Raw genomic sequence first — 25,062 nt, forward strand, 5'->3', positions numbered from 1 at the left:
TGAATTGAATCGATCTAATTTGCCGCGCGAAGCCATTTCCGGACCGGATTCTACCCGATGGACGCGCAGAAAATGACGCAGACCGCGATTCGTGGACGCTGGGCAGTGGCCGGCATCTTCCTCGCCAATGGCTTCCTGACCGGCAGCTGGGCGCCGCAGATCCCGGTGTTCCTCACCCGGCTGGACATCAGCAAATTCACGCTCGGCCTGTTGATTCTGTTGTTCGGGGCCGGGGCCGTAACCGCCATGACCTGGTGCGGCCATCTGATCTCGAAGCATGGCTCGCGCACTGTGCTGCGCTGGTTCGGACTTGCCGGCAGCTTCGGCCTGTTGGTCGTGGCTCTGGCCCCCAACGTGCCCCTCGCGGCCGTCGCCATGTTCATCTTCGGCGGTTCGATCGGCGGCATGGACGTCGCCATGAATGCCAACGCAGTGGCAGTCGAACGGCGGCTGTCCCGTGCCATCATGTCGTCCTCGCACGGCTTCTGGAGCCTTGGCGGTTTCGCTGGCGGCGCTTTGGGCGGTTTCGCCATCCAGAACTACGGTCACCTCGCCCATGCGACAGTGGTGACGGCTCTTGCCTTTGCCGTCATCGCCGTAGCGATCCGCTACCTGATCGCCGAGGACAAGCACCCAGTCGCCGAGCACCACAAATTCGCGCTGCCGGCAAACCCGCTGGTCTATCTGGTTGGGCTGATGGCACTGCTGACGATGATCTCCGAAGGTGCGGTGCTCGACTGGGCGGCGCTGTATCTCAGGCAGGAGCTCGGCGCCGATCTTGCCATCGCAGGCCTGGCCTACGCCGCCTTTTCCGGTGTCATGGCCGTCATGCGCTTCCTTGGCGATGGCGTCCGCAACCGTTTCGGTGCCGTTACGACGTTGCGCGCCTCGGCCCTTGCCGCTGCTGCCGGCATGCTGGTGGCCGGGCTGGCTCCCTCGCCGTGGCTCGCCATTGCCGCCTTTGCCTTTTGCGGCCTCGGCATTGCCAACATGGTGCCGATCATCTTTTCGGCCGGCGGCAACCAGGAGGGCATGGCGTCCGGCACCGGCATGAGCGTCGTCACCACAATGGGTTACTCAGGCATTCTGGTGGCGCCGTCGGCGATCGGCTTCATCGCCGAACACTCGAGCTTCGGCCCCATCTTCGTCGCTCTTTCCGGGCTGCTGATCGTCGTGCTGTTGATGGCCGGGCTCGCTCACCGCGCTGAATTCGCAGCCGAGGCAGCACCGGCTGAATAGCGCTTGAACTCTTCGTAGAGGAAATCCGCGACGCGGCGGATGCGGACGCTTGTACGCACGTCGCGGTGCATGGCGAGCCACACCGGCAGCGTCGGCAGCGGGAGACCCGGCAGCACTGTCTCGACCAGCGGATCACGGTCGGCGAGCGGCTCCTGGCCAAAGCCGATGCCGTTTCCCGCCCGCACTGCTTCCCACAGCACGATCTGATTATCGGTCCTGAAGCGGAAGGCATTGCGGGCGAGCGGGACGCCGAACTGGGCAAAGCCGCGAATGATCTCATCGCTGCGGTCGAAGCCGACCAGATCATGGCCGGCGAGATCGCGGGCCTCGCGCGGACGGCCACGCCGGTCGAGATAGGATTTTGCCGCGCAGGCGCGGAGCGGAATGTCGGTCACCTTGCGCGCGACCAGTTCATTCTGCGCCGGCTTGACCATGCGAATGGCGATATCGGCATCGCGACGCAGCAGATTCTCGACCTGGTTCGAGGCGACGATCTCGACCTCGATGCCCGGCTCCTCGAAACCAAGCCTCGCCATCATTTCCGGCAGTACATAGGCGGCCACCACTTCGCTGGCGGCAATGCGCACCGTACCCTCTATCGCCTCGACCGATCCCAGCGCCAGCAGCGAAAAGGCGCTTGCCTGCTCGCTCACCGCGCGACCCTGTTCAAAGAGCGTGCTGCCTGCTTCCGTGAGCGCATAGCCACGCCGCCCGCGCCGGAACAGGGTGACGCCGAGCGCCTGTTCCAGCTCGGCGATGTGGCGGCCGAGCGTCGGCTGGCTTGCTGCAAGTTTTCGCGCGGCGGCCGACAGGCTGCCGGTCTCCGCCACGGTGACGAAACTCTTGATCAGGTTCCAATCGATATCCATTCAAAATTGAATATCAGATTGCCATCTTTAGTCAATTTTCATTCGCTTGCGAAGAGACCACAACAGGGTCTCAACACAAACACGGAGACGAACAATGACCAAGATCGCAATTCTCGGCGCCAACGGCCGGCTCGGCCGCACGGTGGCCAAGGCCTTCCTCGATGCCGGCTACGATGTCCGCGCCGTCACCCGCGGCGGCGAGGTGCCGGCCGAGCTCAAAGGCGCCACGGCAATCGCCGGCGACGCGCTCGACCGCAAAGCGCTGATCCGCGCCACCGAAGGCGTCGACATCATCTTCAACGGCCTCAACCCGCTCTACACCGACTGGGGCAAGTGTCTGCCGATGGCGGAGAACGTCATGGCTGCCTGCCGGGCGAACGGCGCACTGCATCTCTTCCCGGGCACCGTCTACAATTACGGCTCGCCGATGCCGGCGGTGATCGCCGAAGACACGCCGTTTCGCCCGACGACGGAAAAGGGCCGCATCCGCGTCGCCATGGAAGATCTGTTTCGCCGCGAGGCGGACGCGGGTCGGGTGCGCACGATCCTGCTGCGCGCCGGTGATTTCTTCGGCGGCACCGGCAGCGGATCGTGGTTCGATCTGGTTGTCGCCGCCAAGATGACCAAGGGTATCTATACGGCACCGGGACCGGTCGATCTCGTGCATGAATGGGCCTATCTGCCCGACCTGGCCAAGACCTTCGTCGGGCTGGCTGACAATCTCGACAAGCTCGGCTCATACGAGGCGCTGAATTTTCCTGGCCATGCGGTGACCGATCTGGACATCAAGGCGGCCGCGGAGAAGGCGCTCGGGCACGCGCTGAAGCTGACGAAGATGCCGTGGTGGGTGCTGCGCGCCGGCAGCCCGTTCGTGGCGATGTGGCGCGAGATCGTTTCGATGTCCTATCTCCGCTTCGAGCCGCACCGGCTGGCTTCAGCCCGGCTGGAAGGCATTATCGGTACGATCCCGCACACGCCGCTGGAAGATGCAGTATCGGAAGCGCTTGAGGATATCGGCGTCGCCACAACCAAGCCGGTGCAGCAAGCTGCCCAATAAGGAAGTTGAAAAAGACGGATGGTCTGACGGTCATCCGCCGCTTGTCCGGACCAATGATTGCGCTCAGATCCGGCCCATCAACAGCAGCACCAGGACAACGATCAGGATGACGCCGACGATGCCGGATGGGCCGTAACCCCAGGACCGAGAATGCGGCCACGCCGGAACCGCGCCGATCAGGATAAGAATAAGAATAATGATGAGAATGGTGCTGATCGTCATCAGAAAATCCTCGCTTTGAGGTTGCAATGACGAAACAATGCAGAAGGCCGCCCATTGTTCCCGGGCGGCCTTTGCTTGATCAGGGCAGCAATCGGACTCTATTCGGCGGCCTTCGGGAAGGCGATCGCCGGCTCGGCGCCCAGATCGGCGTCCAAGCTTTTCGACGGGATGTCGGCCTTGCGACGCCCCAACAGGCTACTGAACCAGCCACCGCGCGCACCGGGTTTGACCTTGGCGCGCGTGAACACCATCAGCATCGACGGCGTCACCACCAGCGTCAGCACGGTGGCGAAGGACAGCCCGAAGACGATAGCCGAAGACAGCGAAATCCACCATTGCGTCGACGGCGCGTTGATCGTCGTCTCGTGGTGGAAGATTTCGAGGCCGAGGCCGAAAGCGATCGGCAGCACGCCGAGGATCGCCGACACTGCCGTCAGCACCACCGGGCGGGCACGTTCGCGGCAGGTCTGCAGAACGGCTTCGTATTTGTCCCAGCCCTCTTCGCGCAACCGGTCATAGGTGTCGATCAGCACGATGTTGTTGTTCACCACCACGCCGGCCAGCGCAATGACACCGATGCCCGACATGACGATGCCAAATGCCTCTCCCGTCAGCAGCAGCCCCAGGAACACGCCGATCGTCGCCATGACCACGCAGGACAGCACCAGCCAGACGCTGGTGAACTTGTTGAACTGCGCCAGAAGCACGATGAAGATCAGGAAGATCGCCGCACCGAAGGCTTTGCTGAGGAAGGCCCCGGCCTCTGCGCTGTCCTCATTCGAACCGGCAAGCTTCCAGCGAATGCCGCTGCCGAGGTTCATGTCGGCGACAGCTTTGGTGACCTCCTGCTGGACGGCAGCCACCTGCGCGCCGGCAGCGACGTTGGCCTGGACGACCACCGTTCGCGCGCCGTCGATGCGGTTGAGGATACCGACCGTCGGCTCCGGCTTGCGCACGACGAAGTTCGAGATCGGCACCGAGCCTTGCGCGGTCTGCACCCTGAGTTCGTCGAGCGTCGACAGCGTGCGCCGATCCTCGGGCAGGCGCAGCCTGATGTCCACCGCATCGTCGGCGCCGGCGGGCCGGTACTCGCTGAGCTTCAGCCCGTTGGTCACCAATTGCACGACCGTCCCGACCGCGGTCGGACTGATGCCGTACTGCGCCGCCTTGGCGCGATCGACTTCAAGCGCCCAGTCGACGCCGGGCGGCGGCAGACCGTCGGAAATATCGATGACGCCGGGCACCTTGGCAATGCGCGCGGCGACGGCGCGGGCCTTGTCGTCAAGGCCCTTCGGATCGACGGCCGAAAGCCTGATCTGGATCGGCTTGCCGGTGGGCGGGCCGGCTTCCGGCACGCGAACCTCGACGTCGACACCGGGAATGCCGGCCATCACGCCGCGCAGTTCGTCCAGGATTGAGTTCGCCGATTTGCGCTCGCGCCAGTCGACGAATTCGTACTGGATCACGCCGACCACGTCTTCCGGAACGTCCTGGCCGCCGCCCTGCGTCTTGCCGACACGCGTATAGACGGACTTCACGCCCGGCCAACCGAGCAGCCGATTTTCCGCCGTCTTGGTGGCCGCGTCCATTTCGGCAAGCGAAAGATTGCCGCGGGCGTGGACATAGAGCAGGCCGTAGTCAGGCTCGACATTCGGGAAGAATTCGACGCCGGCGCCGAATTTCGAATAGGCGTAGCCGACGCCGAACAACAGCGCCACGGTGAGGACAAGCACGGTGATGGGATAGTGCACCGCCTGCTTGACCACGGCCATGTACCAGCCGTCGCGATTGTCGTCGGGGTGATGGGCCGGCGCCTTGGCAAATATCGCGCCCAGCGTCGGCGCGAAGACCAGCGCATAGAGCATCGAGGCCGAGAGCGTCACGATCAGCGTGATCGGCATATATTTCATGAAGTCGCCGATGATGCCCGGCCAGAATAACAGTGGCGAGAAGGCGGCAATGCGCGTCATCGTCGCCGCGATGACCGGGCCGGCCATGCGCTTGGCGGCAAGCGCGAACGCCTCTTGCTTCGGCATGCCCTCGCTCATGCGACGCTCGGCGAATTCTGTGACGATGATGGCGTCGTCGACCAGCATGCCGACCGCCAGGATGAGGCTGAACAGCACGATCATGTTGATCGTGTAGCCCATCATTGCCAGCAACAGGATACCGATCAGGAAGGATGAGGGGATGGCCAATCCGATCAGCAGCGAGGCACGGCCGGACAGCGCGTAGAGGATAACGATGAACACCAGGATGACGGCGATCATCACGTGGTTCTGCAGGTCGCCGAGCAACTGGTTCACGAAAACGGACTTGTCTTGCGTGTAGGTGACGTGCATGCCCTCCGGCATCGTCTTGATGAATGCGTCGGACACCTCCCTGACCTTGCCAATCGTATCGATCAGGTTGGAGCCGATGCGCTTCTTCACCTCGATGGCAATCGCCGGCTTGCCGTCGAGGCGGGTAACCGTCTCGGCGTCCTTGAAGGTCGAGCGGATGGTGGCGATATCCTTGGCCTGCACCACGGCATTGGGGCCGGCGACGACCGGAAGCGCCGCCACATCCTCTGGCGTCTCGATAAGCGAAGGGACCTTGACTGCGTATTTGCCCTCGGACCCTTCGATATTGCCGGCGGCGACAAGACTGTTGGAAGCGCCGACCGCACCGATCAACTGGTCGAGCTGCAGCCCGTAGGAAGACAGCTTCATCGGATCGATGACCACTTCGACGAGGTCGTCGCGCGCACCCTGCAGCGAGCCCTCGAGCACGCCAGGCACTTCCTCGATGCGGTCGCGCAACTCGCGCGCCGCCGCCGTCAGCACGCGCTCGGGCACCTCGCCCGACAGCGTCACGACCAGGACGGGGAACTCGGAGATGTTGACCTCTGAGACCACGGGCTCCTCGGCCGCTTGCGGCAGGTCGGCCTTGCCGTCCTGCACCTTGCTGCGCGTGTCCTGCAGCGCGGTGGCGAGATCCGTCTGTGGCTGGAATTCGACCAGCACATAACCGCCGCCCTGGAAGGCGGCCGAGCGCATCTCCTTGAGGCCCTTCAGGCTCTTCAGCTTGGCTTCCATCGGCCGCAGCAGGAGGCGCTCGGAATCTTCCGGCGAGATGCCCTGGTAGATCAGGCTGACATACATCATCGGAATCGGAACGTCCGGTTCCGCTTCCTTCGGCGTCGACTGGTAAGCGACCGCACCGGCAAGGATGAGAAAGACCAGGACCGAAATGGTCAGCCGGGCATTGCTGATTGCAAGTTTGACGATATCCATGATTACTGCGTCCCGGCCGTCGCTTCGCCCAACAGCTTTTGGATGGTCGCCTGGTCCGCTTCGACCGGCTTGACCACTTCGCCTTCCTTCACCAGCTCCTGGCCGGCGACGATGATGCGGGCGTCGGCCGGAATGCCGCCGAGCACCAGGCCGGTCGGCGTGTCGTCGACCAGGTCGATCGGGAAGAACACGACCTTGTCGTCCTTGTCGACGGCGCGGATGCCGAGGTCGCCCTTGTCGCCGAGCGTCACCACCGAGCGCGGCAGCATGACGGCGTCGGTCGGCTGGGCGCTGAGCACGATTTCGGCCGTCATGCCGGCCGGTACGGAACCATCTGCATTCGGGATGGCCACTTCGACCCGGAAGGTACGGGTTGCCGATGATGCATCCCGGCTGATGTAGCGCACGATACCCTCGACGTTCTGGCCGCTGACCAGACGCACATTCGCCTTGTCACCGATCTTCAGATAGCCGAGATCGCGTTCGCTGACCTCGCCGCGCGCAATCACCGGGTCGAGGCTGAGAATAGTAGCCACCTCGCCGCCCTGCATCACGGAACTGCCAAGCTCCACCGGCACCCGGTCGATAACGCCGTCGAAGGGCGCCTTCACCTCGTTGCGGTCGAGTTCGGCTTGCGCTGCGTCCAGTTGCGACTTGGCCAGCGTCAGGTTGGAGCGGGCTGTATCGAGCTGCAACTTGGGCAGATTGCCGGTTTTCATCAGCCGCAGGGCAGCAGCCAGCTCTGCCTCACGCTGCACGACAAGCTGCTTGGCATTGTCGACCGCCGAGATTTTTTCCTCGGCGGCAAGCATCAGGATCAGGTCGCCGGTCTTGACGTGCTGACCCTGCTTGACCGGCAGCTTGTCGATGACGCCGGCGACGCGTGTCGCCAGGACGGCGCGCTTGTCGGCTTCGGTCAGTCCGGAAATGCGGATAGCGCGTGCATAGGTGCGCCGCGGCGGGGTTATGACCGCGACCGTACGTAACGGCGCCTTGGGCTGTTCCGCCTCGGAAGTCCCCGGCTTGGCAGCCCCCTGTTCGCCAGTTTGGGGCTTGCCTCCGTCGGCTGTCTTGGGCTGCTCGACCTCTCCTGCCTTGGGCTTGTTGTCGGCGGACGCGCTGCCGACGGACGAGAACTCGCCTGTCGCCATCCAGCCGGCGAAACCGATGAGCACAACAATGGCTGCAAGCTTGTGAAACCTGAATTTCGGCATCGTTATTTTTCCAGTGCGCGGGGTTCGGCCAGGCCGCATCTTCTACTTGGGGCGCGTCGCCGATATGGGTGCGCGCGAGGCCGTATTCAAATTGCCGTGATCGGCGAAGCGCGCTTCTACCTCAAAGTTGCGGCGCAATATAGTCAGAAAAGTAGATGGATTGTTGCTTTGTTCGCAAAGATGCGGCTGCAGCATCGGCTGTTGATCGCCAAAACAGCGGTATGGCAGCAAGTGTCAGGATAATCGGACAGATTGCGATGTCATCTGCTTTGCGGAGGAGCAAGAGCAATTCCAGGAAAAGTGTGAACGGTTTCCGTCCGGAATTGCGTCAAACAAAAACAAAAAGATAGAGCGGTTCGGCGTTTCCGAAAGGATTGACCGTTCTAGGCCGGACGGCGGGCGGCCTCGGGCTGCTTGCGCGCCGCAAGAAACTCCTTGACCCGGCGGCCCGGCGCGGGCCCGCGTACCGGCTTCAGGCCGTCATTGAGCTCGCCGGACAGATCGATCGTCGGCCGCTTGCCGACGGCGTCGTAATTTTCTTCCAGCCAGTCACTGGCCGCGGTGCGGCCGAGGTCGCGCAGATAGGCAAGGAACGCCCATTCGGCATTGACCTTGGACGATGCCGACAAATCCTTGAACGCTTCGTCGGCATCGATGCGGTGCATGCGTATGTCGCGATATTCGCCGTGCGGCAGTCGGCCGGCGGCGATCAATTCCTTGACGAAGGCGATCGAGCGGAATTCGCGCAACAGCCCGGCATTGAAGGTGATCTCGTCGATGCGGTTTTGAATCTCATTGGCGCTCTTCGGCGTCCCCTCGCGGACCACCGGATTGATCTGAACCAAAAGCACGTCCTCGGTGGCCGCCGTCTTGAAGAACGGGAACAGTGCCGGGTTGCCGCCATAACCGCCATCCCAATAGGGCACGCCCTTGATCTCGACGGCACGGAACAATTGCGGCAAGCAGGCCGACGCCATGACCGTGTCGAGGTCGATCTCGCCGTCCGAGAAGACCCGCAACTGGCCGGTCTCGACATTGGTAGCGGATATGAACAGTTCAATCCACTTGCAGGCGCGCACATTGTCGAAATCGATCTCACGTTCGACCACGTCGCGAAGCGGATTGATGGCGAGCGGATTGGCGACATAGGGCGAAAATACCCGAGACATCGTATCGAACAGGAAATAGCCGGGTGTGTTCTCGATCGACCAATTGCCCCAGGCGACGTCCCAAGGCATGCGCTGCACCGGGCTGAAGCGGCCCTTTGCCGCCACCGCACGCCAGAAATCGTCGAGCTTCCGCCGCGCACCCTCGACGCCGCCGCGGACAAAGCCGTCGGCCAGCGCCACGGCATTCATGGCGCCGGCGCTGGTGCCCGAAACCGCCGTTATATCGAGGCGCCCGTCCTCCAGCAGCCGATCGAGCACGCCCCAGGAAAACGCCCCGTGCGAGCCGCCGCCTTGCAGCGCGATGTTGATCTTCTTTGGCTCTTCCACCTTGCCGTTCTTCGGCATGGCGTGGCCCTTGACACGTGGATGGCTCACTGAGCGGTCCAGCCGCCATCGACAGAGATGTGCGTGCCGTTGATCTGCGCCGCCGCATCCGAGCATAGGAACACTGCCGCCGCCGCAACCTGCTCGACGGTAACGAACTCCTTGGTCGGCTGCTTTTCGAGCATGACCTCGCGGACCACCGTCTCGCGGTCCATCTTGTTGGCCTTCATCTGATCGGGGATCTGCGCCTCGACCAGCGGCGTCAGCACATAGCCCGGACAAATGGCATTGCAGGTGATCTTGTCGCGCGCCAGCTCCAGAGCGACAGTCTTAGTCAAGCCCATAATGCCATGCTTGGCCGAGACATAGGCCGACTTGAACGGCGAGGCGACAAGGCCGTGGGCCGAGGCGACGTTGACGATCCGGCCGCCACCGGCCTGTTTCATCAACGGGATGGCGGCGGCGATGGTGTGGAAGGCCGATGACAGGTTGATGGCGAGGATCGCATCCCACTTCTCGATCGGGAAGCTTTCCACCGGCGCGACATGCTGGATGCCGGCATTGTTGATCAGGATGTCGACCGAGCCGAATGCCTCGGCTGCCTTCGCCACCAAAGCCCGGCACTCGGCCGCCTTTGACATGTCGGCTTTGACATAGGCGGTCTTCACCTTGTGGTGCTTCGCGATCGCGTCTGCGATGGCGTGGTCGTCTGCGGTATCGGAAAAGGAATTGACGACGAGGTTGCAGCCTTCGGCCGCGAGCGCGTGGGCAATAGCCAGGCCGATGCCCGAGGTAGAACCCGTGACTATGGCGGTTTTTCTGGTAGTCAAGGCTGGCTATTCCTTTGAAGTGGGTTCCCGCGGAACCATGTTGCACTGCAGCATATAGGTTCTCTGCCATCCAAGAACAGCGGATGTGTGGAGCAATGACATGAAATTTTTGTCATGAGGACCTCTCTTATCTCGACGAGAGAGGTGTCCGGCACCGGCTATTGCGACCGGTTTCCGCAAGTATGCGAGGGAAAAATCCTCAGGCGACGAGGTCTGGGACCGGCCCGATATAGCGCGACTGCGGCCGGATCAGCCGTCCGCTCGTCTGCTGCTCGCGCGCATGGGCAATCCAGCCGGCGACGCGCCCGGCAGCAAAGACATTGGTGAACGCCTCTTTCGGAAAGCCCGCCGCTTCCAGCAGAAGTGCTGTGAAGAACTCGACATTGGTCTGGAGCGAGCGCGACGGCTTGGCGATGCGAAGCACTTCGAGCGCCGCTTGCTCGACGCTTTCGGCAAACCCCAGCCGGTGGGCGGCTACGCCCTTGGCGCCGAGTTGCCGCACCACCGCTTTCAGCACGTCGGCACGCGGATCGCGCACGCGGTAGATGCGATGCCCGAAGCCCATGATGCGGCGGCCGCGCCCGATCTCGTCACGCAGCCAGCCGGCGGCGTCGCCATGCGCCTCGATCGCATCCAGCATCTCGATCACCGGACCTGGGGCGCCGCCATGCAGCGGCCCCTTGAGCGCTCCGAGCCCGGCCAGCACCGCCGAAGTAAGCCCGGCCTGCGTCGAAGCGACCACGCGCGTGGCGAAGGTCGATGCGTTGAGGCCATGGTCGCAAACCGTCACGAGATAGGCATCGAGTGCCTTCGCCAACTTCGGCGAGGCCGCAATGCCGGTCAGCATCCGCAGCATGTCGGCGGCATGATCGGCCTTGCTATCGGGCGCAATCGGGCTTTCGCCGCGCTGCAAGCGCAGCAAGGCCGGCGTCAGCACGGCAGGTGCTGCAACCAGCCGCAGCGCGTCCGGCAATTTGCCGCCGTCCGGCAGCAGCGCAATGCCGGCGCGCATCGCGCTGTAGATATCGAGGGATGCGAGAAACGGCAGCAAGGGTTCGATCTGCCCGAACACTTCGCTGCGCGCCCGACCGATCGCGTTCGCCAGCTCCTTGTCGTCGGGAAAATCGTCGAAAAAGCCGTCGAACAGCAGATGGACCACCTCGGCGTATTTCCAGCGGCCTGCCAGTTCGGGCAACGAATGGCCCCGGATGGTCAGGCGGCCGCCAAGACCGTCAACATCGGAGAGCACCGTTTCCGCCGCCACCACATCATCGAGCCCATTCGCCATTGGTTTTCTCCTTGACCCTTTCCGCGCGGTAGATAAGGGTTGGCGACTCGATCATCAATCTTGATCAACAGAATCAACATGACAGGACTGACATGACGGAGTGGCTGACGCGGGACGAAGCCCTGGAGCGTCTCAAGGTGCGCGCCCAGACGCTCTATGCCTATGTCAGCCGCGGGCGCATCGGCATGCGGCCGGATGGGGCGGATCCACGCCGTAGCCAGTATCGCGCCGACGACATCGCGGCGCTGGCGAGCCGCCGGGCGCGCGGCCGAAATCCCCAGGCCATCGCCGAAAGTGCAATTGCCTGGGGTGAGCCGGCGATAGCCACCACGATCTCGACCGTTTTGCACGGCCGCCTCGTCTATCGCGGCCAGGATGCGGTTGCACTCTGCGAGGCTGCCACGCTGGAGCAGACGGCAAACCTGCTTTGGGCGTCTGACGCACCAGTGTCGTTCGTGTCGGCGAGCCGCCATGGCAACGGCGCAACTGGCCGGCCGGCCGCCTTCGCGGAATTGGCCGCGTTGGCGGCCACCGGCCGGCCTTCGCTCGGCCGCCGATCAGCTTCGCTCAACCACGATGCGGCCGGCGCCATCGCCGCCCTGGCCCAGGCGCTCGGCGCGATTCCCGGAACCGGTGCCGTGCACGAAAGGCTGGCGCGGGGATGGTCGCTCGATGCGGCCGGCGCAGACTTGATCCGCCGCTCGCTCGTACTGTTGGCCGATCACGAATTGAACGCATCGACCTTCGCCGCGCGGGTCGCCGCGTCCACCGGCGCACCTGTTTCGGCCTGCCTGCTTGCCGGCCTCGCCACGCTCTCCGGTCCGCGCCATGGCGCCGCCGCGGAGGCCGTCATGCTACTGGGCGAGGATGCGCAGAGATTGGGGCCGGATGCGGCCGTCGGACGCTGGCTCGGTCACGACATGCCACTGCCCGGATTTGGCCATCCGCTTTATCCCGAAGGCGATCCGCGCGCCGAACCTTTGCTGGCCGTTATCGATGTCGATGATGGCCTGCTGCGGCTTTGCGATGCGGCCTTTGCGGCAACGGGCATGCGCCCGAACGTCGATTTCGCCTTGGCTGCGCTGACGCGCAGCCTCCGCTTGCCGTCCGATGCGCCGTTCCGTCTGTTTGCGCTCGGCCGCAGCGTCGGCTGGGCCGCGCACGCGGTGGAACAGGTGACAAGCAACGGCCTGATCCGGCCACGCGCCCGCTACCAGGGACCGCTGCCGGAGTTCCATTAGCTGGTGGCGCAATCCCGGTCCCTTTTTTGGGTGCTGGCGGATTTAAGCTTTAGATGGAATGGTCATACGGTTCATGAAAAGTCGGAGAGCCCGCTGCGCGGCCAGGGCTGGCGGCTCGGACGGATGCCATTCCCGGAAATGACCATCGAGCGCCATACGTGCCAACCCATACACGAGTGCACGCGCGGCAAGCACAAGATGATCAAAGTCGGTGTCGGGAGCAAGCCGACCGTGTTGTTGCGCTTGCGTCAGCAAGTCGATCATCCTCCGCCGAATAGCCTCATTCTGATGACGAAGGCTGTCCGACGCTTCAAAATCAATTAGGGTTCTGGAACTGATGATCTGGAAATGCGTGGGGTTGGTAATTGCCCATTCCAGATAGCCTTGTCCGATTGCTTCGAAAGCCTCAATGGGATCTGCGCTGCCGATTTTCGACTGCGCCTTGGCAACAGCCTCTGTCAGCCGATCCATGGCCTGTTCGGCGACCGCGGTTAGCAACGCTGTTTTCGATCGAAAATGCCGGAATGGTGCGCCGGGTGAAACGCCGGCACGTTTTGCGGCTTCGCGTACGGAGACATGCTCGGCTCCCCGTTCCTCGATGATCTCCACGGTTGCCGTGATCAAGGCCTCGACAAGATTGCCGTGATGGTATCGCTTGGCATGTCCGGCTTCGTCGGAATCAGTAGTCTTGGTCATCTCAGCCAAATAGCACGAGAGCGGAATGTAATCGCTGATTATTTCCCTTGTGTTCGAGCACTGCATATGTAATCAGTGTTTACATCGCAACGGAGGTTATCATGTTTCGCATCATCGCAACGACTGCCCTCGCTTTTTCCTTATTGTCGCTCGTGTCTGCCGAGGCCGAGGATCGGCCCACCCTGGAAATCGCCTGGCCGACCGCAGGTTCAGTTGTCGAACTGGGCAATGCTCCTGAGAAGGCGATAGGCGTCGTCGTCAGGAGCAACTTCAGGCTGCTCGCTGCGGGTGAGTGCGGGGAAATCAGCCAATGCGGCCACGTGCATATGAAGATCGATCCCGACGGAGACACCTGCAACATCCCCGGCAAGCCGTACAACAGCATGAACAGCGACTTTGGCGGTGACCTTATCAAGGCCCGTTTCGGCCATTGCCCGAATGCCGCCGGCAGACACGTAATCGGCGTGCTTCTTGCCGATGATCATCACCGGCCCATTCTAGTAGACGGCAAACCTGTTACCGCTCTGGTGACGGTGACCACGAAATAGAGCATGCCACGATGCATAGCATGGATGACATCTCCGCCTTTCGAGACGAAGATGTTTATCACACGGTCTGCTGAAGGAAGTTTCGGCCGGCACTTCGCCAGCCGGCAGTCAGGACATCGTGTCGAGCTTGCGCTGCATCGCGGCGATCTGCTCCTTCAGTTCCTGAAGGTCGTCGGGTTTTTCCGGTGTTTCCTTCCTGGCCGGTTCGGCTGGGGCTGCTGCCGGCGCAGAGCCCGCAGGCGGGAACGGTGTGAACAGCCGCATGGCGTTCTGGAACATTTCCATGTTGCGCCGCGTCTGCTCCTCCAGCACCTTGATCGGCGTGGCGATCTTCATCATGTCCATCGGCGACTTGCCGAGCGCATCTTTCATCTGCTCGCGAAAGCGTTCCTGCTCCTTAGAGAACGCCAGCATTGACTGCTCGAGAAAGCTCGGCACGATCATCTGCATCTGGTCGCCGTAATAGGCGATGAGCTGACGCAGGAACGGGATCGGCAGCATGTTCTGCCCGTCCTTGTTCTCCAGCTCGAAGATGATCTGGGTCAGCACCGGATGCGTGATGTCGTCACCGGTCTTGGCGTCCTGGACAGTAAAGTCCTCGCCTTTTTTGACCATTTCAGCGAGATCCTCAAGCGTCACATAGGTGCTGGTGCCCGTATTGTAGAGACGGCGATTGGCATATTTCTTGATAACAATAGGTTCGTCTTTTGCGGCCATCTGCATCCTCCCCGGACACCGGGCAGCTTAAGTAAGCCGCCGGTAACGATTGCGCCTTTTTAAAGGATATGCGCAAAAGCGTCATGAATCCAAGCAGTTTGTGCAGTGCGGGAACATTTTATGCTGCGCAGCACGGACGGGCCGCCGTTGCAGCGACGTGCTGCATGCTTGCGGCAGTCGGACGCCATGCCCATTTCGGGTTTGACTCGGGTTGTGGAAAGGGCAAGAAAAGTCCCCGACGGCACCCGAAATCGTTCCCCGAAAGCCTGGAGAAGAACATGTCCGCTTCCAACGCCATCGTTGTCGCCAGTGCAGCGCGCACGCCTGTCGGCTCCTTCAACGGCGCCTTCGCCAACACGCCAGCCCATGAATTGGGTGCGGTCGCCGTCAGGGAAGCGCTTGTCCGTGCCGGCGTCGAGGGCAAGGAGGTGGACGAGGTCATTCTCGGCCAGATCCTGACCGCGGCCCAAGGGCAGAACCCGGCGCGGCAGGCGGCTATGGCCGCCGGCGTGCCGCAGGAGGCTACCTCCTGGGGCCTGAACCAGCTCTGCGGCTCGGGCTTGCGCGCCATCGCGCTCGGCATGCAGCAGATCGCCCAGGGCGACGCGAGGATCATCGTTGCCGGCGGCCAGGAATCGATGTCGATGGCTCCGCATGCGCAACATCTGCGCGGTGGCGTCAAGATGGGCGACTTCAAGCTGATCGACACCATGATCAAGGACGGCCTGACCGATGCGTTCTACGGCTATCATATGGGCAACACCGCGGAGAACGTCGCTCGCCAGTTCCAGATCACCCGCGACGACCAGGACCAGTTCGCACTGGCTTCCCAGAACAAGGCCGAGGCCGCGCAGAAAGCCGGAAAATTCAAGGACGAGATAGTTGCCTTCACAGTCAAGGGCAGGAAGGGCGACACCGTAGTCGACCAGGATGAATACATCCGCCACGGCGCGACAATCGATGCCATGACCAAGCTCAAGCCGGCCTTCGACAAGGAAGGCACGGTGACGGCAGCTAATGCCTCCGGCATCAACGACGGCGCCGCAGCTGTGGTGCTGATGACCGAAGCGGAAGCCGCAAGGCGCGGCATCACACCTCTGGTGCGTATCGTTTCCTGGGCGACCGCCGGCGTCGACCCGCAGATCATGGGGACGGGACCGATCCCCTCTTCGCGCAAGGCGCTGGCCAAGGCCGGCTGGTCGGTCGGCGACCTCGATCTGGTCGAAGCCAACGAGGCCTTCGCCGCGCAGGCCTGCGCCGTCAACAAGGACATGGGCTGGGACCCGGCGATCGTCAACGTCAATGGCGGCGCCATCGCCATCGGCCATCCGGTCGGTGCCTCGGGCGCCCGCATCTTCAACACGCTGGTCTACGAGATGCGCCGCAGAAGTGCCAAGAAAGGTCTTGCCACGCTGTGCATCGGCGGCGGTATGGGCGTTGCCATGTGCGTGGAAGCATTGTGATGAGATAGGCGATACGAGTAGGATGCTGGTGCAAAGCGAGTAGGGAATAGAGGGCAAACCCCACCGCTTCAACGCGCAGCCATCTGCATTTCCCGGGAGGACACATGACAAAGGTTGCAATCGTCACAGGCGGGTCGCGCGGCATCGGCGCGGCGATATCGGTCGCCTTGAAGAGCGCCGGCTATTCGGTGGCCGCAAACTACGCGGGCAACGAGGATGCGGCGGCAAAGTTCAAGGCAGCGACCGGCATCCCGGTCTATAAATGGTCGGTCGCCGACTATGAAGCCTGCACTGCCGGCATCAAACAGATAGAGGCCGATCTCGGTCCCGTCTCGGTGCTGGTCAACAATGCCGGCATCACCCGCGACGCGATGTTCCACAAGATGACGCGCGAGCAATGGAAAGAGGTCCTCGACACCAATCTTTCCGGCGTCTTCAACATGACGCATCCGTTGTGGGGTGGAATGCGCGACCGCAAGTTCGGCCGCATCATCACCATCTCCTCGATCAACGGCCAGAAAGGCCAGGTCGGCCAGGTCAATTATTCGGCTTCGAAGGCCGGCGATATCGGCTTCACCAAGGCACTGGCCCAGGAAGGCGCGCGCGCCGGCATCACCGTCAACGTCATCTGCCCCGGCTATATCGCCACCGAGATGGTCAAGGCGATGGACGAGAAGGTGCTCAACGAGCGTGTCATCCCGCACATCCCGGTCGGCCGTCTCGGCGAGCCGGAGGAGATCGCGCGCTGCGTCGTCTTCCTCGCATCTGACGACGCCGGTTTCATCACCGGCTCGACCATTTCAGCCAATGGCGGCCAGTACATTAGCTGAGGCTTGGGATGTCGCGGATGCCCCCGTACCGGCCCGACGGCAGGTACGGGCAGATAACCGGGCTGTCACGCGGCAAGCTTCAGCGCTGGGCTGGCTTCAGGCTGGGTTCGGGTAATTGAACCTGCCTTGCACGCGGGTGCCGGCAGACGGGCAAGCGGCGCCCGACTGAGGCCCGACAGCTTCAATGCGATGCGGCGCTTCAGGAATGGTGTGAGGTTCAGCACCGACAGCACGAGGTTGCGAACGAACCGCTTCACCGGACTGCGGGCAAGCGCCATGCCGGTCATCATGCCAGCCAGGTCAAGCACCTCTTGGGCTGCCGGGCGTCGCAGCGTTTCATAGAGTTCGAGCTCCGCTTCGGGGCGCACGCCGTTCACCACGTCGCCAAGCAATTGGCCAAGCACGACCGCGTCGACGATGCCGGTATTCATGCCTTGCCCTCCCGCCGGACTGTGCACGTGCGCGGCATCGCCCATCAGGAACAACCGGCCCTTGCGGTATGACCGGACCAGGCGGTGATGCACGCGAAACCGCGAGCTCCACGACAGGTCGAGCACGCGGGTTCTTTCTTTGGTCGGCCCACGGCTGTCGAGCAGCACCTGTATGTCTGCGACTGCGGGTTTTTCCGGTGCATCGTCCATTGTCGCGACGACGCGGTACGATCCGTCTGGGAGCGGCGCCACCACCACCAGTCCGGCTGGCGCAAAGAACAGCGACACTTCGGTTGGCCCAACCGGCCAGTCGAGACGAACGTCGGCGAGAACGAACGACGCCTCATAGGCCGCGCCGTCGAACTCTATGCTGGCCGAGTTGCGCACCAGGCTGTGCATGCCGTCGCCGCCAACGACGTAACGTGTCGATATGATCTTCTCGCGGCCGTTTTCGACCACCGTCACGCGCGCACCGTCAGTGTCCTGAAGCACCGCTTTGGCCTCGACCATGCGGTGGATCACGCCGCCCAGGGCCGTAATCCGCTCGGCAAACACCTGCTCGGTGAGATTCTGAGGCAGCATCATCAGATAGGGATGCCTCGACGGAAGCTTTCCGAAATCGAGCTTGAGCAGTGCCCGGCTGCGATCTCGGATGGCGAAATTCTGCAGCTTCAGGGCAAGTTCGCTCAGCCGCTGCGTGACGCCCAGAGGCTCCAGCGCTTCCAGCGTCTGAGCGTGGATGACGCCGGCCCGCGAGGTCTGAAGGCCCTCCCCAAGCCTGTCGATCAGAACATGGTCGACCCCGGCCTGGTGCAGCACGATGGACAGCGCCAAGCCGGTCGGGCCGGCGCCGATAATCAGGACTTCCGTTGTATCTGGCAACATTTTCTCTCTCCATTTATCAACACATGTTGACTTTCTAGTCGAAGCCATTGCATTTGTCAACAACCGTTGGCATAGGGATTTCATGAGCGAGAATCAGCAGAAGAAAACCAGCAAGTCGGACCGCACCCGCGCCCAGATCCTCGAAGCCGCGAGGCTGCTGTTCGCCAGGCACGGCTATGACGGCGCCTCCATCCGCGACGTCGCGGCCCACGCCTCGATCGATCCGGCCATGGTGATCCGCTATTTCCGCAGCAAGGACGAGCTATTCGCCAGAGCGGCGGTCGTCGACCTGAGATTGCCGGCACTGCGGGTGATCGATCGAACCGCCATCGGCAAGACACTGATCAGGCGATTTCTCGAAATCTGGGAAGATCCGGCCAACGGTACCGGCATGGCAATTCTGCTGCGGTCGGCGACGTCGAACGAATTCGCCGCCGAAAAGTTGCGCGATGTATTTGCCAACCAGGTGAGGCCACTGGTTGCGGCGGTCGCTGATCCCGCCGATGCGGGCCGGCGGGCCGGGCTCATTTCCAGCCAGCTGCTGGGTTTGGCGATGTGCCGTTACCTGCTGCGCCTACCACCGGTCGTCGCCCTGTCTCACGAAGAAATCATCCAGACCGTCGGCCCTACATTGCAGCGCTATGCCGTCGGAGAGGATGTGCCTTGAACAAGCCGTTCAGCGTGGGGCCGAGTCTGAGCCTCATGCGGCAAGTGCGCCGACCGATGGCCATGACGCCGGTGTGTGCCGAACCAGCACGCAAAGGTTAATGGCCGCTGCGCAGCCTGTGCACAATCCGTCCCGCAGCCTGTGGATTCTCGGTGGAGAAGCTGTTCACAACACAACATGTTGCGGTGAACAAACCAAGAAACTTCGGCTATCTCTGATTCGTCGCCGATTCGTTCCGGCTTTGAGCGGAACGTTAACGACGAGAGCTGAAAACGCCCTCGAAATGATTAAAGCGCGTTAGGAAACATCAATAATTTCATAATGTTGTGCGAAGCAGATTGGCCACCCACGACCATTCACCGGCAAAGGTTAACCATGGTGCTCGCCTGGATGCCGCTTGCATGAATCGGGCCAGTTCCCGTGATTCAGCATGTGGTGAGGTACGCCGGCAGAAAACCCAGATGTAGCCGTGAACAAAACCTGAATCGGCGAGAGTCAGTGATTCGTCGCTGATTCGTTCCAGACTCGTTCCAACTGTTAATCGGGAACAGATTTTCTGGCTTTGAAGCGACCAATCGGCCTGCCCTCGGCACATTCCGCTTTCGCTTCGCGCCCGAAATCCCTATGTGTCGCCTGTCATACGCGGCCAATATGGGCGCGCTCCCGACAATGCGAGGCGGAGAGCCTTATTTCCAGGCCGATGAACATCCATCCGAAACACACTGAACCGCTGATCCTGACCGGCCGAGACGTGACGGCCGTGCTCGGCCCGACCAACACCGGCAAGACCCATCTCGCCATCGAACGCATGGTGGCTCATGAAAGCGGCGTCATCGGCCTGCCGCTCAGGCTGCTTGCCCGCGAGGTCTATGCGCGCGTCTGCGAGAAGGTCGGCGCCCACAAGGTTGCGCTCATCACCGGCGAGGAAAAGATCCAGCCGGCTGGCGCGAAATACTCGGTCTGCACCGTGGAAGCGATGCCGCGCGAGACCGACGCCGCCTTCGTTGCCATCGACGAGGTCCAGCTCGCCGGCGATCTCGAACGCGGCCACATCTTTACCGATCGCATTCTGCATCTGCGCGGCCGCCAGGAGACGCTGCTGCTGGGCGCGGCCACCATGCACGGCATCCTGCAGCGCTTGCTGCGGGGCGTGTCGGTGGTGACCCGGCCACGGCTATCGCATCTTGCTTATGCCGGCTCGAAGAAGCTGACCCGCCTGCCGCGGCGCACCGCGATCGTCGCCTTCTCGGCCGACGAGGTCTATGCCATTGCCGAGCTGATCCGCCGCCAGCAAGGCGGTGCCGCCGTCGTGCTCGGCGCACTCAGCCCGCGCACCCGCAACGCCCAGGTGGCGCTGTTCCAGTCGGGTGACGTCGACTACCTCGTCGCCACCGACGCCATCGGCATGGGCCTCAACCTCGACCTCGACCACGTCGCCTTCGCCCAGAACCGCAAATTCGACGGCTACCAGTACCGCAACCTAACGGCGGCCGAACTCGGCCAGATTGCCGGCCGCGCCGGCCGGCACCTGCGCGACGGCACCTTCGGCGTCACCGGCCAGGTCGATCCGCTGGATGAGGAACTGGTCAAGAAGATCGAGGCGCATGATTTCGATCCGGTGAAAGTGCTGCAGTGGCGCACCGCGCATTTCGATTTCGCCAACCTCGATGCGCTGAAACGCTCGATCGAGACCAACGCCCCGGTCGAAGGCCTGACGCGCGCACTGCCGGCCGTGGACGCGCAGGCGCTCGAGCATCTGTCGCGCGACGAGGACGTCCGGGCACTCACCACCGATGCCAGACGCGTGGCGCTGCTATGGGAAGCCTGCGCGCTGCCCGACTACAGGAAGATCGCGCCGGCCCAGCACGCCGACTTGATCGCCTCCATCTACATGGACCTTGCCAGGCATGGCCATGTCGACGAGAACTACATGGCCGAGCAGGTCCGCCGTGCCGACACCACCGAAGGCGACATCGACACGCTGTCGCACAGGATTGCCCAGATCCGCACATGGACCTTCGTTTCCAACCGACCCGGCTGGCTGGCCGATCGGGCACACTGGCAGGAAAAGACGCGCGAAATCGAAGACAGATTGTCGGATGCGCTGCATGAGCGGTTGACGAAACGTTTTGTAGACCGCAGGACTTCCGTCCTCATGCGGCGCCTTAGAGAAAACACGATGCCTGAAGCCGAAATCAGCCCAACCGGAACCGTCCTCGTCGAAGGCCATCATGTCGGCGAGCTGCAGGGTTTCCGCTTTACCGCCGACCAGAGCGCCGGCGGCGAGGACGCCAAGGCGGTGCGGGCGGCGGCGCAGAAGGCGCTTGCCGCCGAGTTCGAGGCGCGGGCCGAGCGCTTCGGCGCCTCTGCCAATGGCGACATCGCCCTGGGTTCGGATGGCACGCTGCGCTGGATCGGCGCGCCGATCGGCACGCTGGTCGCCGGCGAAGACGCTTTGAAGCCGCGTCTTGTCCTGCTGGCCGACGAGCAGCTCACCGGTCCGGCCCGCGACAAGGTTGCGGCGCGCGCCGAGCGCTTCGTCAATTTCCAGATCGAATCCCTGCTGAAGCCTCTGGTCGACCTTAAGAATGCCGAGCAGATCACCGGCATCGGCCGCGGCATCGCTTTTCAGCTTGTCGAGCATTTCGGCCTCATCAACCGTCGCGACATCGCCGACGAGATGAAGTCGCTCGACCAGGAAGGCCGCGCGGCGCTTCGCCGCCTCGGCGTGCGCTTCGGCGCCTACCATGTCTTTGTGCCGGCGCTGATCAAGCCGGCGCCGGCCGGGTTAATCACGCTGCTGTGGGCGCTGAGAAACGACGGCAAGGACAAGCCCGGCTTCGGCGATGTCGTTCACGCACTGGCCTCCGGCCGCACGTCGGTGGTCATCGATCCGACCTTCGACAAGACCTTCTACAAGCTTGCCGGCTACCGCAATCTTGGCCGGCGTGCTGTACGCGTCGATATTCTCGAGCGGCTGGCCGACCTGATCCGGCCGGCGACCAACTGGAAGCCGGGCCTCGGGCCTCGCCCCGACGGCGCCTATGACGGCCAGTCCTTCATGGTGACGCCGCCGATGATGTCGATCCTCGGCGCGACCGCCGACGACATGGAAGAAATCCTGAAGGGGCTCGGCTATCGCGCTGATGCCAAACCGGCGGCCGAGGTCAAGGCGCGGCTCGAAGCACAGGACAATGCCGCGCGCGAAGCGGCCGCTGCAAAGCAGGCGGCTGAAGACGCAACACGAGTCGAGCAGGCGAGGATGGCGGAAGCATCTGCCGCGGCAGAGCTGCCGGCGGAGGCTTTGGAACCCGTGTCGAATGCGGCTCCCGTTGCGGAGGCGGCGGCCGAAGCTGTAACCGAAGCGACGGCAGAGCCTGTCGCGGAAGCTCCAGCCCCTGAAGCTGCGGCAGAAGTCACGCAAGAGATCCTGCCCACCGCCGAAGCGGTTGCAGAACCAGCGGCCGAGCCAAGGGCGGCGGAACTTGGGGCGGAAACTGAGGCTATGGCACCGGCAGAGCCGCCGATCTTCGAAACGACGGAAGCATCGCCGGCCGAACCTGCAGCGACGGCGGAAGCAGTCGCCGACGACGCTGCCCCGGAGGCGGAGGAGCCAAAACCTATCCTGTTGTGGCGGCAGGGTCGATTCGACCAGCGCCCGCGTCATCGCCAGCATGACAACCGCCCCCGGGACAATCAACGGGGCAATCGCGCGCGCAATGGTCAAGCTGCGCCGGACAGTCGCAGCGATGCGCCGGTAGATGCGGGCGGGCAACCGACACCAGGCGACCGGGCCGCCCGTCAGGGGCGCCACGACCCGCGTGACGGCGCCGGCAAACCGCGCTTCGATCGCAGCAAGTTCAAGCCTAAACCGCAAGGCGAGGCTGGAGAGCAGCGCGCCGGCAAGCCACAAGGCGACCGCCCCGACCGGCGCGAAAACCGGCCCGACTGGAAGGCTGGCCGGCAGGACGGCAAAGGCAGCGCCCAAGGCGCAAAGCCCGCCTTCCAGCCGAAACCGCGTGAGGAACGCCCGGTCCGCTTCGACCCGGACTCGCCCTTCGCCAAGCTCGCCGCCTTGCGCGACCAGCTGAAGAAGTAAGCTGCTCGTCCAATGGTCACTGATGCCCGCCAGCGCATCGACAAGTGGCTGTTCTTCTCGCGCGCGGTAAAATCGCGCACGCTGGCAGCCAGGCTGGTCGTCGCCGGACGCGTCCGCATCAATCGCGACAAAGCAGCGCAGGCCTCCGATACGGTCCGGCCGGGCGACGTTTTGACCATCACGCTGGAGCGGCGGATCTTCGTCTGGAAAGTCCTTGGCACCGGCGTACGGCGTGGCCCGGCAGAAGAGGCCCGCCTGCTCTACGAGGACATGTCGCCGCCCGCCGCGCCCAAGGGCGAGGGGCTTCCGGATGCGGTGCCGCCGTTGCGCGAGGCCGGCAGCGGTCGCCCGACGAAGAAGGAACGCCGCCGGACCGACCACCTGCTCGGCGACGATTGAGCAAGGTCGAACGCCCGCTTTGCCGGCCTTCCGGAATTCCATTCCGGAAACCGCGGCACCGCTGGCAGGGGCCGCCCTTGCCACCAGCGGACAAAGGCGTTACCTCACCAAAAAAGCCCAACAAAATGGGACGTCCCGGAGCCGACCAATGACCTATGTCGTGACCGACAATTGCATAAAATGCAAATACATGGACTGCATCGAGGTCTGTCCGGTCGACTGCTTCTACGAAGGTGAGAACATGCTCGTCATCCACCCGGACGAGTGCATCGATTGCGGCGTCTGCGAACCGGAATGCCCGGCCGACGCGATCAAGCCCGATACCGAACCGGGCCTCGACAAATGGCTGCAGATCAACACCGAATATGCCGAGAAATGGCCCAACATCACCGCCAAGAAGGAGCCGCCGGCCGACGCTAAAACTTTCGATGGCGAAACTGGCAAGTTCGAGAAATATTTCTCCCCTGAGCCCGGCGAAGGCGACTGACGAGCCGGCCAGCTGCGGCGGCCTGACGCCGCTTAACAGACGTGATACATTAACTGCCTTGACAGGCGGCGACGGCGCGTGGCCTTCGCGCGTGCAGCAAAACCTTGATTCTTCCGACTTTTTGTGTTATATCAGCCAAACATGCCGGTGACACAACGTCGATTTATGGCGCAAACGCCCCAAATCACTGAAAGGTGAATTTCTCAATCCGGACCAGAGCGATCTGGGGCAGGCGGTCGCAATGTTGCGATTTGCCGGTCCTGGCCTTTCCGGTGAGTTCATCGTTGTGTGGCTAAGGACCGGTCACCCCGGTCGCACGAGTTCGGGCCGGCACGATGCCGGTACCACAACAAGGAGTTCAGGGCGTAATGGCAACGATCACCCCGCAGAAGAAGTCCACCGCAGCGCGCCACGGTTTCAAGACCGGCGAGTACATCGTCTATCCGGCGCATGGTGTCGGCCAGATCGTCTCGATCGATGAGCAGGAAGTCGCGGGCCACAAGCTGGAGCTGTTCGTCATCGACTTCCAGAAGGACAAGATGCGCCTCAAGGTGCCGGTCGCCAAGGCGACCTCGATCGGCATGCGCAAGCTGTCGGAAGAGGATTATGTCGAGCGCGCGCTGAAGGTCGTGCAGGGCCGCGCCCGCGTCAAGCGCACCATGTGGTCGCGCCGCGCCCAGGAATATGATGCCAAGATCAACTCCGGCGATCTGATCTCGATCTCGGAAGTGGTGCGCGACCTCTATCGCGCCGACAACCAGCCGGAGCAGTCCTATTCCGAGCGCCAGCTCTACGAGGCGGCCCTCGACCGCATGGCCCGCGAGATCGCGGCCGTCAACCGCATGTCGGAGACCGAAGCGGTGCGCCTCATCGAGGTGAACCTCAACAAGGGGCCCAAGCGCGGCGCCAAGGCCGACAACGAGGAAGCCGAGCAGGAAGAAGCTGCCTGAGCCTTTTCGCCTTCGAATTCAGAAAAACCCGGCCTCGCGCCGGGTTTTTTGTTTTGGCTGACCGGTAATGGCCATTCTAGAGCGGTTCCTGATTTGACGGAATCGAAGGGGATTCCCGATCAGTCGGTTCTGTGATTCAAGATGCTGGCTGGAGTGGAGGCC

General features: G+C 63.0%; 21 protein-coding genes. 11 read left to right on the top strand and 10 right to left on the bottom strand.

Annotation, left to right across the window (positions count from 1 at the left end; all coding sequences use genetic code 11):
- Positions 1-57 precede the first annotated feature (57 nt).
- On the top strand, positions 58-1,239 hold the full coding sequence (locus NKH50_RS20770) for an MFS transporter (protein WP_352880748.1): 1,182 nt from the start codon (positions 58-60) through the stop codon (positions 1,237-1,239).
- Here NKH50_RS20770 and NKH50_RS20775 read toward each other — a convergent pair.
- The gene (locus NKH50_RS20775) at positions 1,197-2,108 is read right to left on the bottom strand and encodes a LysR family transcriptional regulator (protein WP_352476142.1); all 912 of its coding nucleotides are present in this window, start codon (positions 2,106-2,108) and stop codon (positions 1,197-1,199) included. The genes NKH50_RS20770 and NKH50_RS20775 overlap by 43 nt on opposite strands.
- Positions 2,109-2,202: 94 nt before the next feature.
- Here NKH50_RS20775 and NKH50_RS20780 point away from each other — a divergent pair, with 94 nt between their 5' ends.
- Positions 2,203-3,165, top strand: a complete 963-nt coding sequence (locus NKH50_RS20780) for an SDR family oxidoreductase (protein ID WP_352701388.1) — start codon at positions 2,203-2,205, stop codon at positions 3,163-3,165.
- 63 nt (positions 3,166-3,228) lie between these two features.
- Here the strand turns inward: NKH50_RS20780 and NKH50_RS20785 are convergent, their stop codons facing one another.
- The 6 genes from NKH50_RS20785 to NKH50_RS20810 all read right to left on the bottom strand — a co-directional run bounded on the left by NKH50_RS20785 (position 3,229) and on the right by NKH50_RS20810 (position 11,487).
- Positions 3,229-3,387, bottom strand: a complete 159-nt coding sequence (locus NKH50_RS20785; protein ID WP_023678456.1) for a DUF3309 family protein — start codon at positions 3,385-3,387, stop codon at positions 3,229-3,231.
- 98 nt (positions 3,388-3,485) lie between these two features.
- Complete coding sequence (locus NKH50_RS20790; RefSeq protein ID WP_352880751.1) at positions 3,486-6,662, bottom strand: efflux RND transporter permease subunit; 3,177 nt, start codon at positions 6,660-6,662, stop codon at positions 3,486-3,488.
- Between the two features lie 2 nt (positions 6,663-6,664).
- Entirely contained in the window at positions 6,665-7,876 is a 1,212-nt protein-coding gene (locus NKH50_RS20795) for an efflux RND transporter periplasmic adaptor subunit (RefSeq protein ID WP_352880753.1), read from the bottom strand.
- A 383-nt stretch (positions 7,877-8,259) separates the two neighbouring features.
- Complete coding sequence (locus NKH50_RS20800; RefSeq protein ID WP_352880776.1) at positions 8,260-9,390, bottom strand: patatin-like phospholipase family protein; 1,131 nt, start codon at positions 9,388-9,390, stop codon at positions 8,260-8,262.
- Between the two features lie 26 nt (positions 9,391-9,416).
- The gene (locus NKH50_RS20805; RefSeq protein ID WP_352880755.1) at positions 9,417-10,199 is read right to left on the bottom strand and encodes a 3-hydroxybutyrate dehydrogenase; all 783 of its coding nucleotides are present in this window, start codon (positions 10,197-10,199) and stop codon (positions 9,417-9,419) included.
- A gap of 199 nt (positions 10,200-10,398) precedes the next feature.
- Entirely contained in the window at positions 10,399-11,487 is a 1,089-nt protein-coding gene (locus NKH50_RS20810; protein ID WP_352701384.1) for a citrate synthase/methylcitrate synthase, read from the bottom strand.
- Between the two features lie 92 nt (positions 11,488-11,579).
- Here NKH50_RS20810 and NKH50_RS20815 point away from each other — a divergent pair, with 92 nt between their 5' ends.
- Positions 11,580-12,728 (top strand): citrate/2-methylcitrate synthase, encoded by a 1,149-nt coding sequence (locus tag NKH50_RS20815; RefSeq protein WP_352880757.1) that lies wholly within the window; start codon positions 11,580-11,582, stop codon positions 12,726-12,728.
- Between the two features lie 42 nt (positions 12,729-12,770).
- Here the strand turns inward: NKH50_RS20815 and NKH50_RS20820 are convergent, their stop codons facing one another.
- A complete protein-coding gene (locus tag NKH50_RS20820; protein WP_352504976.1) occupies positions 12,771-13,424 on the bottom strand; it encodes a TetR/AcrR family transcriptional regulator in 654 nt (217 codons plus the stop codon).
- A 101-nt stretch (positions 13,425-13,525) separates the two neighbouring features.
- Between NKH50_RS20820 and NKH50_RS20825 the strand changes: the two genes are divergently transcribed.
- Positions 13,526-13,972: a hypothetical protein gene (locus NKH50_RS20825; protein ID WP_352504975.1), complete on the top strand. Its 447-nt coding sequence runs from the start codon at positions 13,526-13,528 to the stop codon at positions 13,970-13,972.
- Positions 13,973-14,080: 108 nt separating this feature from the next.
- On the opposite strand, the gene phaR is transcribed toward NKH50_RS20825, so the two are convergent.
- A complete protein-coding gene (gene phaR / locus NKH50_RS20830; RefSeq protein WP_254816501.1) occupies positions 14,081-14,689 on the bottom strand; it encodes a polyhydroxyalkanoate synthesis repressor PhaR in 609 nt (202 codons plus the stop codon).
- A 278-nt stretch (positions 14,690-14,967) separates the two neighbouring features.
- On the opposite strand from phaR, the gene NKH50_RS20835 reads away from it, so the two are divergent.
- Both NKH50_RS20835 and phbB read left to right on the top strand, forming a co-directional pair.
- Complete coding sequence (locus NKH50_RS20835; RefSeq protein ID WP_254816500.1) at positions 14,968-16,152, top strand: acetyl-CoA C-acetyltransferase; 1,185 nt, start codon at positions 14,968-14,970, stop codon at positions 16,150-16,152.
- Positions 16,153-16,256: 104 nt separating this feature from the next.
- Positions 16,257-16,982, top strand: a complete 726-nt coding sequence (gene phbB, locus NKH50_RS20840; protein WP_352504974.1) for an acetoacetyl-CoA reductase — start codon at positions 16,257-16,259, stop codon at positions 16,980-16,982.
- A 65-nt stretch (positions 16,983-17,047) separates the two neighbouring features.
- Here phbB and NKH50_RS20845 read toward each other — a convergent pair whose 3' ends face one another.
- Positions 17,048-18,247, bottom strand: coding sequence for an FAD-dependent monooxygenase (locus tag NKH50_RS20845; RefSeq protein WP_352701380.1), 1,200 nt, complete (start codon positions 18,245-18,247; stop codon positions 17,048-17,050).
- Here NKH50_RS20845 and NKH50_RS20850 point away from each other — a divergent pair.
- From NKH50_RS20850 to NKH50_RS20870, 5 genes are all read left to right on the top strand, one after another.
- Positions 18,234-18,965, top strand: coding sequence for a TetR/AcrR family transcriptional regulator (locus NKH50_RS20850; RefSeq protein WP_352701379.1), 732 nt, complete (start codon positions 18,234-18,236; stop codon positions 18,963-18,965). The two genes, NKH50_RS20845 and NKH50_RS20850, sit on opposite strands and share 14 nt — an antisense overlap.
- 700 nt (positions 18,966-19,665) lie before the next feature.
- A complete protein-coding gene (locus tag NKH50_RS20855) occupies positions 19,666-23,064 on the top strand; it encodes a helicase-related protein (RefSeq protein WP_352880761.1) in 3,399 nt (1,132 codons plus the stop codon).
- A gap of 12 nt (positions 23,065-23,076) precedes the next feature.
- Entirely contained in the window at positions 23,077-23,463 is a 387-nt protein-coding gene (locus tag NKH50_RS20860) for an RNA-binding S4 domain-containing protein (protein ID WP_352880763.1), read from the top strand.
- Positions 23,464-23,611: 148 nt separating this feature from the next.
- The gene (gene fdxA / locus NKH50_RS20865; protein ID WP_254816494.1) at positions 23,612-23,950 is read left to right on the top strand and encodes a ferredoxin FdxA; all 339 of its coding nucleotides are present in this window, start codon (positions 23,612-23,614) and stop codon (positions 23,948-23,950) included.
- Positions 23,951-24,318: 368 nt separating this feature from the next.
- Complete coding sequence (locus NKH50_RS20870; protein WP_006327799.1) at positions 24,319-24,900, top strand: CarD family transcriptional regulator; 582 nt, start codon at positions 24,319-24,321, stop codon at positions 24,898-24,900.
- Positions 24,901-25,062: the final 162 nt, after the last annotated feature.

Source organism: Mesorhizobium sp. M1027 (genome assembly GCF_040318745.1).
Classification (GTDB): domain Bacteria; phylum Pseudomonadota; class Alphaproteobacteria; order Rhizobiales; family Rhizobiaceae; genus Mesorhizobium.

Excerpts from the sequence above, each read along its gene's own strand:
- phaR (WP_254816501.1), bottom strand. The coding sequence starts at position 14,689 with ATGGCCGCAAAAGACGAACCTATTGTTATCAAGAAATATGCCAATCGC.
- NKH50_RS20825 (WP_352504975.1), top strand. The coding sequence starts at position 13,526 with ATGTTTCGCATCATCGCAACGACTGCCCTCGCTTTTTCCTTATTGTCG.
- NKH50_RS20815 (WP_352880757.1), top strand. The coding sequence starts at position 11,580 with ATGACGGAGTGGCTGACGCGGGACGAAGCCCTGGAGCGTCTCAAGGTG.
- NKH50_RS20850 (WP_352701379.1), top strand. The coding sequence starts at position 18,234 with ATGGACAGCGCCAAGCCGGTCGGGCCGGCGCCGATAATCAGGACTTCC.
- NKH50_RS20795 (WP_352880753.1), bottom strand. The coding sequence starts at position 7,876 with ATGCCGAAATTCAGGTTTCACAAGCTTGCAGCCATTGTTGTGCTCATC.
- NKH50_RS20790 (WP_352880751.1), bottom strand. The coding sequence starts at position 6,662 with ATGGATATCGTCAAACTTGCAATCAGCAATGCCCGGCTGACCATTTCG.
- phbB (WP_352504974.1), top strand. The coding sequence starts at position 16,257 with ATGACAAAGGTTGCAATCGTCACAGGCGGGTCGCGCGGCATCGGCGCG.
- NKH50_RS20800 (WP_352880776.1), bottom strand. The coding sequence starts at position 9,390 with ATGCCGAAGAACGGCAAGGTGGAAGAGCCAAAGAAGATCAACATCGCG.
- NKH50_RS20855 (WP_352880761.1), top strand. The coding sequence starts at position 19,666 with ATGAACATCCATCCGAAACACACTGAACCGCTGATCCTGACCGGCCGA.
- fdxA (WP_254816494.1), top strand. The coding sequence starts at position 23,612 with ATGACCTATGTCGTGACCGACAATTGCATAAAATGCAAATACATGGAC.
- NKH50_RS20770 (WP_352880748.1), top strand. The coding sequence starts at position 58 with ATGGACGCGCAGAAAATGACGCAGACCGCGATTCGTGGACGCTGGGCA.
- NKH50_RS20870 (WP_006327799.1), top strand. The coding sequence starts at position 24,319 with ATGGCAACGATCACCCCGCAGAAGAAGTCCACCGCAGCGCGCCACGGT.
- NKH50_RS20775 (WP_352476142.1), bottom strand. The coding sequence starts at position 2,108 with ATGGATATCGATTGGAACCTGATCAAGAGTTTCGTCACCGTGGCGGAG.
- NKH50_RS20785 (WP_023678456.1), bottom strand. The coding sequence starts at position 3,387 with ATGACGATCAGCACCATTCTCATCATTATTCTTATTCTTATCCTGATC.
- NKH50_RS20820 (WP_352504976.1), bottom strand. The coding sequence starts at position 13,424 with ATGACCAAGACTACTGATTCCGACGAAGCCGGACATGCCAAGCGATAC.
- NKH50_RS20835 (WP_254816500.1), top strand. The coding sequence starts at position 14,968 with ATGTCCGCTTCCAACGCCATCGTTGTCGCCAGTGCAGCGCGCACGCCT.
- NKH50_RS20860 (WP_352880763.1), top strand. The coding sequence starts at position 23,077 with ATGGTCACTGATGCCCGCCAGCGCATCGACAAGTGGCTGTTCTTCTCG.
- NKH50_RS20810 (WP_352701384.1), bottom strand. The coding sequence starts at position 11,487 with ATGGCGAATGGGCTCGATGATGTGGTGGCGGCGGAAACGGTGCTCTCC.
- NKH50_RS20780 (WP_352701388.1), top strand. The coding sequence starts at position 2,203 with ATGACCAAGATCGCAATTCTCGGCGCCAACGGCCGGCTCGGCCGCACG.